The sequence below is a fragment of the Pseudonocardia nigra genome, from assembly GCF_019396355.1.
Lineage (GTDB): Bacteria > Actinomycetota > Actinomycetes > Mycobacteriales > Pseudonocardiaceae > Pseudonocardia > Pseudonocardia nigra.
In genome coordinates this window covers 1-8,352 of record NZ_JAHKRK010000278.1, presented here as the reverse complement: position 1 = coordinate 8,352, position 8,352 = coordinate 1, and the positions used below count along the sequence as shown (strand labels likewise).

Genomic DNA, 8,352 nt, shown 5'->3' with positions numbered 1-8,352 from the left:
CTCGAAGTTCAAGGCAGCACCTGGAGAACGAGCGAGCCACCGCGAAGACCAACGACGACCAGGAAGGACCGCTACGGCCAGGTCGCAGGCAAAATCCGGTCGGGTGAACAAGTGCCAGCTCCAGATGGGGCGAGGTGTTCGGCGACGACGTGGTCGCCGCCGCCATGATCGACCGCCTCGTGCACCACGCCGAGGTCATCGCCCTCAAGGGCGACAGCTACCGGCTCAAAGACCGCGACCTCGGCCGCGTCCCCGCGGCCACCACCGACGAGACATGACCAACCAGGGGGTCAGTTTTCAAATGCCGCCAGGGGGTCAAGATTCGCGTGCCGTTGACATGATCACCCGCCTCGACGAAGAGAAGCAGCGACTTCTCTGGAGGACGAAGTCACGGCAGAGGCGGAGGGCGGGTAAGGCTGCGGTCAGTAGTGCCCCGAAGACGCGGGTCTGGCATCAGAAGGCTGAGGGCTGAGGGCGCACCTTTTCTCGTGTCGGGCGGTTCCAGCTCGAGACTCAGCACGAGGTCGCGCCTTCCCGTCCCCACGACGCGCGGATGAGACGGACGCGTGAAGGCGCGTCAGGAGCGGGTACCGGGAGCCGCAGTTTCTCGGTCTCCCGGCCGGGAGATCGTCCGGCGTTTCTGTAGACGCTGGTCAAGTGCCGCTGGTGCCCCCGGCAGGACTCGAACCTGCGACCTAGAGATTAGAAGTGGCTTGCACGGCGTGGACAGTGGTTGTGACCTGCTGCTTTGGTGTCGTCGGTTCTGCTGATGTGGTCACCATGGGCGTCGTGGTGCAGGGTTTCGCACCACGTCCGGCACCACGGGAAGCAAGCTATGCAACCGTGCGCGCGACGATGCTGAGCCGCCGGTGCTGACGGGCGGAGCCGACCGCCTGCGCGATGGCGTCGGCGGCTGCGAGTTGCTCGCGCGCGGCGCGGGGCTCGTCGTTGGCGAGGTAGGCGAGGGCGAGGTCAGCCCGTAGCGACGCCTCCGCGCGGCTGAACTCGGAGTCATGCGCCGCCAGTGCATCGGTGAGAACTCCGACCGCATCGGGGCGACCGAACCGGGCGAGTGCGTGTCCGCGCCAGCGTGCGAGGTGCACGGGATCGAGCGCGAGGTACGGCCCGTCCTCGTCACGGTCGGGTGCGCGGGGGAGGAGCTGCTCGGCGTCGGCGAAGGCGCGCAGACTCGCGTCCTGCGCGCTGTCAGCCGCGAGTGCTTCGCCGTGAGCGGCGGCGAGCCACGCCCGCAACAACGGTGGTCCGCTGCGTCCGATCTCGCGAGCGTTGGTGCTGACGGCGGCGCCATCGGCGGTGCGCCCGATCCGGACTCCTCCGCCGCCTCGCGCGCGGCTGTCGCCGCCGACTCCTCGCCCTCGTCCACCAGACCGCCGAGCAGTTCGTAGCCCCACTGCTCGGTCGCGAACCGGTACCGCGCCACAACATCAGCACCTCATCCGCGTCGTTCACCATCAACGCGATCGCGATCCGCGCCAGGTGCACCACGTGGTAGTCCCACCGCCGACCATCCGGCGCCTCCACGTCGACCAGCCCCAACCGCACCCACCGGTTGTCGTAGACCGTCCGTTCACCGAACGTCCGCCAGGCTCCGCGCTCCTCGGTCACGGCGGCAACGTACGACGAGCAGGCTTCCGTCGGCAGCGGCGGGATGCCGACCGAGCGTCCCGTGTTCAGAGCCGGTTTCCTGAAGCGCCGCACGCCGAGGCGGGACAGAACCTTGCCGTCGCCCGCCGTCGAAGTCCACTCCGCGTCCTGTTCTGACATCGTCCGCATCGCGCACGTCCGAGCGCGGCGACTCGTGGCGGCGCTATCCAATCGCCGCCGGGCACACTGGGTGGGTCACCATCGGCGCCCGCGTCGCCGATCCACCGCTCGTTCGGATGTCGGCGGATCTGCCTTCGCCGCCGGCCGCGCTCGGCCTGCCCGGCCGAGCCGGATCGCGTAGACCAGGGCGCTCGCGGCGAACAGGGCCGCGGTGAGCAGCAGCCACCGTTCGAGGAACGGGCTCTGGGTCTGCCCGGTGGCCGCGGCGAACGTCGGTGTGCCGAGCCGCAGGATGCCGGGAAAGAACAGCAGGAACAGCAGCCCGGCCGCGAGCGCGGGCACGCGCACGTGGTTCAGGACCGGCGCCCGCGGCGGCACCGGTCGGCGCCTGCCGGGCAGCGCGGCGACGAGCGACCGGTCGGCGAGTGCGTACAGCGGGAACAGCACGAGGTCGTGGGCCACCACGGCGCCGCCGAACCAGAGCAGGATCCCCGGCAGCGTCGGGTCGTCCGCGAGCCGCAGCCCGGCGTGGCCCGCGACGGCGAACGTCACCAGCAGCGCGAGCAGGTGCAGCGGGTGTGCCCCGTAGAACGCGCGCACGTCACACCGCCCGGAACTCGATCAAGCCGACCCACTTGGTGTTGTGCACCCCGGGCAGCGCCGGAACGATCACCCTGGCCGGGAATCCGTGGTCGAGGCTCAGCTCGGCGCCGTTGACCCCCACCGCGAGCAGGGACTTCGGGTCGAGCACCTGGTTACGGGCGAGCACGGCGCTGCGGAACGGCCCGGTCTCCTGCACCGACGCCACGAACGCCGACGCGGGCCGCGGCACCCCGGCGAGGGCGGCGAGGTCGCGCAGCCGCACCCCGCGCCAGGTCTGGGTGGTCGACCAGCCCTCGACGCAGGCGATCGGCAGGGTCTCGTCGTGCTGCGGCAGCGCCAGGAGGGCGGCGCGGTCCAGCTCGACGGGCCGCGGACCGCCGAGCAGCGTGAGCCGCCATCCCGCCCCGGTCCGCGCCGGCGTGATCCCCGCCGCCTCGGCGGTCTTGTTCACCTGGAAGTCGTTCGGCCCCTCGCCGTAGCGCAGCCCGCGCGGCAGCAGCAGCGCCACCGACCGCAGCGGGCCGTCGACGTGCTGCGGGACGGTCACCGCCGCGACCAGCAGCGACCCACCGCCGACGAGGCCGAGGACCGCGCGGCGGCTCATCGTCGCCGGCCGCGGGTCGGGGGCGACCAGGCCGTCCGGGTCGACCAGGCCGTCCGGGTCGGGCGGCTCGGGCTCGCTCGTCGGCGTGCGCAGCTCCGCGCGCAGCGACCGCGAGCGCAGCCCGCGCAGCATCGCCGGCAGCTTGATCGTCACGTGCGCGACGAAGGCGCCGATGAACACCCACGCCCCGTAGTAGTGCGCGGTGTAGAAGCTGAACGGGAACGCGTAGTAGTACTGCACGTTCAGCACGCCGGTGACGATCTCGAACAGGATGCTGCCGACGAGCAGCGCGAGCGACGCCCGCTCCAGCGCCTGCGCCGGGGAGCGCACCGGCGGCCAGGCGAACAGCCGCGGGATCACCGACCACAGCTTCGCCAGCACCACGGGGATCAGCACCAGGCCGAGCACCACGTGCACACCCTGGTTGAGCCGGTAGAGCCAGACCGGCCGCGTCGGCCACGGGAAGGTCGGCGGCCGCAGCCATCCCACGTCGGGCGGGAGCGCCTGACCGAACTGCGGCCCGTACGCGACGTAGGACAGCAGCCCGGTGACGATGAGGATCGGCATCCCGACCAGCAGCACCGCGCCGAGCACCGACGTCAGCCACGGCCCGCGCAACGGGCTGCGCCACGCCTGCGGCCGGAACGGCCCCGGCGGCCGCCGCTCAGCCATGACCGGCGTCCCGCACGAGCTGGGCGATGCCGCGCTCGCCGCAGTGCAGCGCGCCGGCGACGCGCAGCCCGGCGGATCGGGCGAGGGCGGGCAGCGCGGCGAGGCCGACCGTTGCCCACGGGAACCACGGGCCGCCGCCACCCGCGCCGATGCCCAGCAGCCGGGCCCGGCCGCGCCACAGCCCGTCGCCCGCCGTCTCGACGAGCACGCTGCCGCCCGGCGCCACCAGGGCGGCGGCCCGGCGCAGCAGGACGGCCGGGTCGCCACCGATGCCGATGTTGCCGTCCGCGAGCAGGGCGTGCCGCCAGCCGCCCTCCCCCGGCAGCCGCGCGAACAGGTCGCCGCGCACCGCGGGCGCGCCGCGCTCCCGGCACAGCCGCACCGCCCGGTGCGAGTGGTCGACGCCGAGCGCCGGGACGCCCGCCGCGCGCAGCGCCGCCACGAGCCTCCCGGGGCCGCAGCCCAGGTCGAGCGTGGGCCCCGCGCAGCGGTCGAGCATCCAGTGGTCGGCTCCGGCAGCCGCGGCGCGCCAGCGCCGCACCGGCAGCGGCACGCGGCGGCCGTCGGCGAGCTCGAGGCCCGTCGCGGCGCCGGCCAGCGCGGGGTCGAAGCCGCCCGTCACGTCAGCTCCCGGACCGCGCTGGCGAACCGGCCGCCGGGGGCCGCGGCGGCCACGGCCACCGCGTCGGCGGCGGTGTCGACGTCGCGGAGCTCGGGCAGCCCGCGCACGCGCAGCCCGCCGCCGCGCAACGCGGCCGCGGTGCGGGCGGCGGTGTCGGCCCGCGAGGTCGGCACCGCGGCGATCCCCGCGGCGGCGTGCGGGTCGCGCAGCCCGAGCGCCCACCAGCCGCCGTCCGCGGCCGGGCCGAGCACCGCGTCGGTGCCGCGGCGCAGCAGCGTGCGCACGCACCGCTCGAGCAGCGCCGCGTGCACCTGCGGGGTGTCCATCCCGATCTGCAGCACCGCGCTGCCGGGCGACAGCGCCGCGGCGTCGGCGTGGGCGGCGGCGATGCGCTCGCCGAGCGAGTCGCCGCGCTGCGGCAGCGTCGGGACGCCGTCGAGCGCCGCCGCGAGCTCGTCGGCCCGCCGGGCCCCGGCCAGCTTCCCGCGAAGGGCGAGCACCGGCAGGCCGTCCGGCACCGCACGCACCGCGTCGACGGTGTCCAGCAGCGCCGCGGCGGCGATCTCGGCGGCCTGCTCCGGGTCGGCGGGCGGACACAGGCGCGTCTTCACCCGGCCCAGGTGCGGCGCCTTGGCCAGCACGAGCAGCAGCACGCGCCCCGTCATGCGCGCACCACGGCCGCCATGTCGCGGGCCGCGCGCAGCGTGCCGCGCAGCGAGCCCGACACCTTCGACCGCCCGCCGGCCCGCGGCCGGTAGGCGACGTCGACCTCGTGCACCCGCCACCGCGCGTCCGCGGCCCGGACCAGCAGCTCGAGCGGGTAGCCGAAGCCGCGGTCGGTGACGCCGAGGGCGAGCAGGTCGGCGCGGCGGCCGACCCGGATCGGCGCGATGTCGTGCACCGGCAGCCCCCGGCGGCGCAGCACGGCGGCCAGCACCGCGTTGGCGGCGCCGGCGTGCCACGGCCGGGTCCCGCGGGCGACCGGCACCCGGCGACCGACCGCCAGGTCGGCGCGGTCCTCGGCGACCGCGCGCACCAGCTCGGGCAGCGCGCCGGGATCCAGCGAGCCGTCCGCGTCGAGCACCGCGACCAGCTCGGTGCGGGCCCGTTCCAGGCCGGTGTGCACCGCCGCGCCGTAGCCGCGGCGCGGCTCGTGCACCACGGTGGCGCCGAGCCCGCGGGCGACGTCGGGCGTGCCGTCGGTCGAGCCGTTGTCCACCACGAGCGCCCGGCAGCCCGCGGGCAGCGCGCGCAGCACCCCGCGCAGCGCCTCGGCCTCGTCCAGGCACGGGAGGACGACGTCCACGTCAATCATGAGACGTTCCTACCCCAAACGGCCGCCGCCATAACCGCCGAAGAGGTGACCGATCCCTTACGGTTCCGGTTCCATCGCCCTGCCCGCGGCCGCCGGGTGACCTACCGTGCGGCCGTGATCGCCCGCGCCGCGCCCCCCGCCGAGCCACGCGCGCGCGCCCGGGCCCTGCGTCCCGACCTGCTGGTCGTCCTCGCGGGCGTCGCCCTCGTCGTCGCCGCCGCCCTGGTGGGCAGGCGCCTCGTCGCCGCCGGGGTGGACCTCTTCCTGGGCTTCCCGCCGCTGCTCGCGTCCTGGGCGCCGCACACCGGCCCCGGCACGGTGCCCGCGCTCGTCGCCGCCGCTGTCGTCGTGCTGCGGGGCCCGGCGCTGGCCGAGCGGCTGCCCTGGCGGCCGCTGCTGCTCGCCGCGTGGACCGCGGCGGTGCTGTGGACGACCGCGCTCGCGCTGGTGGACGGCTACCGCACCGGCATCGTCGCCCGGTTGACCACCGACCAGGAGTACCTGCACGACGTGCCGCGGGTGACCGACGTCCGAACGATGCTCGCCGCGTTCGCCGACCGCATCCTCACCGACCAGGCCGTGCACTGGACGACGCACGTCGGCGCGCACCCGCCCGGGGCGTTCCTGATCTTCGTCTGGCTGGACCGGATCGGGCTCGGCGGCGGCGGGCCCGCCGGGCTGCTCTGCATCCTGGTCGGGGCGTCGGCGGGGGTGGCCGTGGCGGTGGCGCTGCGCGCGCTGGGCGCGGCGGGTGCCGCCCGCGCGATGCTGCCGTTCGCGGTCCTGTTCCCCGGCGCGGTCTGGGTCGGCGTGTCCGCGGACGGGCTGTTCGCCGGCGTGCTGGCCTGGGGTGTCGCGCTGCTCGCGGTGGGCGCCACCCGCGACGGCCCGCGGGCCGACCTCGCCGCGGTGGCCGGTGGCCTGCTGCTCGGCTCCGCGCTGTACCTGTCCTACGGGCTGGCGCTGGGCGCGCTGCCCGCGCTCGCGGTGGTGGCGCTGACCCGGCGGGTCCGCCCGGTGCTGCTCGCGGCGGCCGGGGCGGGTGCGGTGGTCGGGGCGTTCGCGCTCGCCGGCTTCTGGTGGTGGACCGGCTTCGAGCGGGTCCGGGTGATCTACGCCGCGAGCATCGCCGAGAGCCGCCCGTACGCCTACTTCGTCTGGGCCAACCTGGCCGCGCTGATGTTCGTGATCGGCCCGGCCGTGCTCGCCGGGCTGCGCAGGCTCGCCGCCGCACGCCGCGCCGCGCCCGTGGCCGTGGCCGCGCTGGCCGCGGCCGGCGTCGCGGCGATCCTCGTCGCCGACGTGTCCGGGCTCAGCAAGGGCGAGGTCGAGCGGATCTGGCTGCCGTTCGCGGTCTTCGCGCTCGCGGCGACCGCGCTGCTGCCGCGGGCGCACGCCCGCGGGTGGCTGGCCGCGCAGGCGGGGCTCGCGCTGCTCACCAACCACCTGCTGCTCACCGTGTGGTGACACCCCGCAACGGCGCGTGCGCGAACTCGGCGACCCCGTCCGCGAACCGGACGGCGGCGCGGAAGCCGAGCAGCTGCACCGCCCGCGCCGGGTCGGCGACGACGTGCCGCACGTCGCCCGGCCGCGCGCCGCCCACGATCGACGGCGCCGGGCCGCCCGCGTGCTCGGCGAGCGCGGCCGCGAGCTCGCCCACGGTGTGCGGCTCGCCCGAGCAGACGTTCGCCGGCACCAGCGCGCCGTCGGCGGCGGCGGTGGCCAGGGCGAGCGCGTTCGCCCGGGCGACGTCGCGCACGTGCACGAAGTCGCGGCGCTGCCGCCCGTCCTCCATCACGCGCGGCGCCTCCCCTCGCTCGAGCGCCGAGCGGAAGATCGACGCGACCCCGGCGTAGGGCGTGTCACGGGGCATGCCGGGCCCGTAGACGTTGTGATAGCGCAACGCCCACACCGAGCCGCCCGTCTGCCGCGCCCAGGCCGACGCCAGGTGCTCCTGCGCGACCTTGGTGGCCGCCGTAGGTGCTGCGCGGGTCGAGCGGCGCCTCCTCGGGCACCAGGCCCGGCTCCAGCTCGCGCCCGCAGCGCGGGCACGGCGGCTCGAACCGCCCGGCGTCCAGGTGCACCGCCCGGCGCGGCGCGGCGGCCACCACGCCGTGTACCGGGCACCGGTAGCGGCCCTCCCCGTACACCACCATCGAGCTGGCCAGCACCAGCCTGTGCACCCCGTGCGCATGCATCGCCGCCAGCAGCACGGCAGTGGCGAGATCGTTGTGCGCGACGTAGCCCGGGGCGTCGGACGGGTCGATGCCGTGCCCCACCATCGCCGCCTGGTGGCACACCGCGTCGACCCCCGGAAGGAGCCGTTCGAGCACCGCCCGCTCCCGGACGTCGCCGACCACGACGTCGTCGCCCGCCGCAGCACCCGCGCCGTGCGCCTGCGGCAGCAGCGCATCCAGCAGCAGCACGTCATCGCCCTGCGCCCGCAGCAGATCGGCGACGTGCGACCCGACGAACCCCGCACCACCCGTGACCAGCACCCGCACGACCGGGCACGCTAGCCGCGCGCCGGTGCGGTTGCCCGCCGAGCCGCTTACGAAGCGATGACGGCGTCGCCACGCCGCCCCCGTTCCCGCCTATCGTTCACTCGTGGACCGGCCTCTCGCGCTAGAGCGTGTCCCGTGGATCATGCGGGTCGGCTGCGGTAGATCTCTTCTGTGCTTGATCGCCACGACTTGACCGACGCGGAGTGGGCACGGCTGGAGCCGTTGCTGCCCGACCGGACACCGCGAC

At 75.6% G+C, this 8,352-nt stretch carries 7 protein-coding genes and 3 pseudogenes; 2 read left to right on the top strand and 8 right to left on the bottom strand.

The genetic code is table 11. The annotated features are described in order from the left end of the window. Nucleotides 1–122 precede the first annotated feature (122 nt). Nucleotides 123–278, top strand: a pseudogene (locus tag KME75_RS37520) (ATP-binding protein); the annotation flags it as partial. Nucleotides 279–833: 555 nt separating this feature from the next. Here the strand turns inward: KME75_RS37520 and KME75_RS37515 are convergent. The 7 genes and pseudogenes from KME75_RS37515 to KME75_RS37485 form a co-directional block, all read right to left on the bottom strand. Next, nucleotides 834–1,256 carry a hypothetical protein gene (locus KME75_RS37515; RefSeq protein ID WP_219419694.1) on the bottom strand — a complete coding sequence of 141 codons (423 nt, stop codon included), beginning with the start codon at nucleotides 1,254–1,256 and terminating at the stop codon, nucleotides 834–836. A gap of 68 nt (nucleotides 1,257–1,324) precedes the next feature. Then, nucleotides 1,325–1,626, bottom strand: a pseudogene (locus KME75_RS37510) (NUDIX domain-containing protein); the annotation flags it as partial. A 234-nt stretch (nucleotides 1,627–1,860) separates the two neighbouring features. Beyond that, on the bottom strand, nucleotides 1,861–2,385 hold the full coding sequence (locus tag KME75_RS37505; protein WP_219419692.1) for a hypothetical protein: 525 nt from the start codon (nucleotides 2,383–2,385) through the stop codon (nucleotides 1,861–1,863). A gap of 1 nt (nucleotide 2,386) precedes the next feature. Then, on the bottom strand, nucleotides 2,387–3,664 hold the full coding sequence (locus tag KME75_RS37500; RefSeq protein WP_219419691.1) for a molybdopterin-dependent oxidoreductase: 1,278 nt from the start codon (nucleotides 3,662–3,664) through the stop codon (nucleotides 2,387–2,389). Then, the gene (locus KME75_RS37495; RefSeq protein WP_219419690.1) at nucleotides 3,657–4,286 is read right to left on the bottom strand and encodes a class I SAM-dependent methyltransferase; all 630 of its coding nucleotides are present in this window, start codon (nucleotides 4,284–4,286) and stop codon (nucleotides 3,657–3,659) included. The genes KME75_RS37500 and KME75_RS37495 overlap by 8 nt, the downstream gene beginning before the upstream one ends. Continuing rightward, nucleotides 4,283–4,951, bottom strand: a complete 669-nt coding sequence (locus KME75_RS37490) for a TIGR04282 family arsenosugar biosynthesis glycosyltransferase (protein WP_219419689.1) — start codon at nucleotides 4,949–4,951, stop codon at nucleotides 4,283–4,285. The genes KME75_RS37495 and KME75_RS37490 overlap by 4 nt, the downstream gene beginning before the upstream one ends. Then, on the bottom strand, nucleotides 4,948–5,601 hold the full coding sequence (locus tag KME75_RS37485; RefSeq protein ID WP_219419688.1) for a glycosyltransferase family 2 protein: 654 nt from the start codon (nucleotides 5,599–5,601) through the stop codon (nucleotides 4,948–4,950). Before KME75_RS37485 ends, KME75_RS37490 begins: the two co-directional genes overlap by 4 nt. 114 nt (nucleotides 5,602–5,715) lie before the next feature. On the opposite strand from KME75_RS37485, the gene KME75_RS37480 reads away from it, so the two are divergent. Beyond that, nucleotides 5,716–7,068: a hypothetical protein gene (locus KME75_RS37480; RefSeq protein WP_308283431.1), complete on the top strand. Its 1,353-nt coding sequence runs from the start codon at nucleotides 5,716–5,718 to the stop codon at nucleotides 7,066–7,068. Here KME75_RS37480 and KME75_RS37475 read toward each other — a convergent pair. Continuing rightward, nucleotides 7,055–8,105 (bottom strand): annotated as a pseudogene (locus KME75_RS37475) (NAD-dependent epimerase/dehydratase family protein). The gene KME75_RS37480 and the pseudogene KME75_RS37475 sit on opposite strands and share 14 nt — an antisense overlap. Nucleotides 8,106–8,352 lie beyond the last annotated feature (247 nt).

Coding starts and splice junctions, on each gene's coding strand:
- KME75_RS37500 (WP_219419691.1), bottom strand. CDS start 3,664: ATGGCTGAGCGGCGGCCGCCGGGGCCGTTCCGGCCGCAGGCGTGGCGC.
- KME75_RS37490 (WP_219419689.1), bottom strand. CDS start 4,951: ATGACGGGGCGCGTGCTGCTGCTCGTGCTGGCCAAGGCGCCGCACCTG.
- KME75_RS37485 (WP_219419688.1), bottom strand. CDS start 5,601: ATGATTGACGTGGACGTCGTCCTCCCGTGCCTGGACGAGGCCGAGGCG.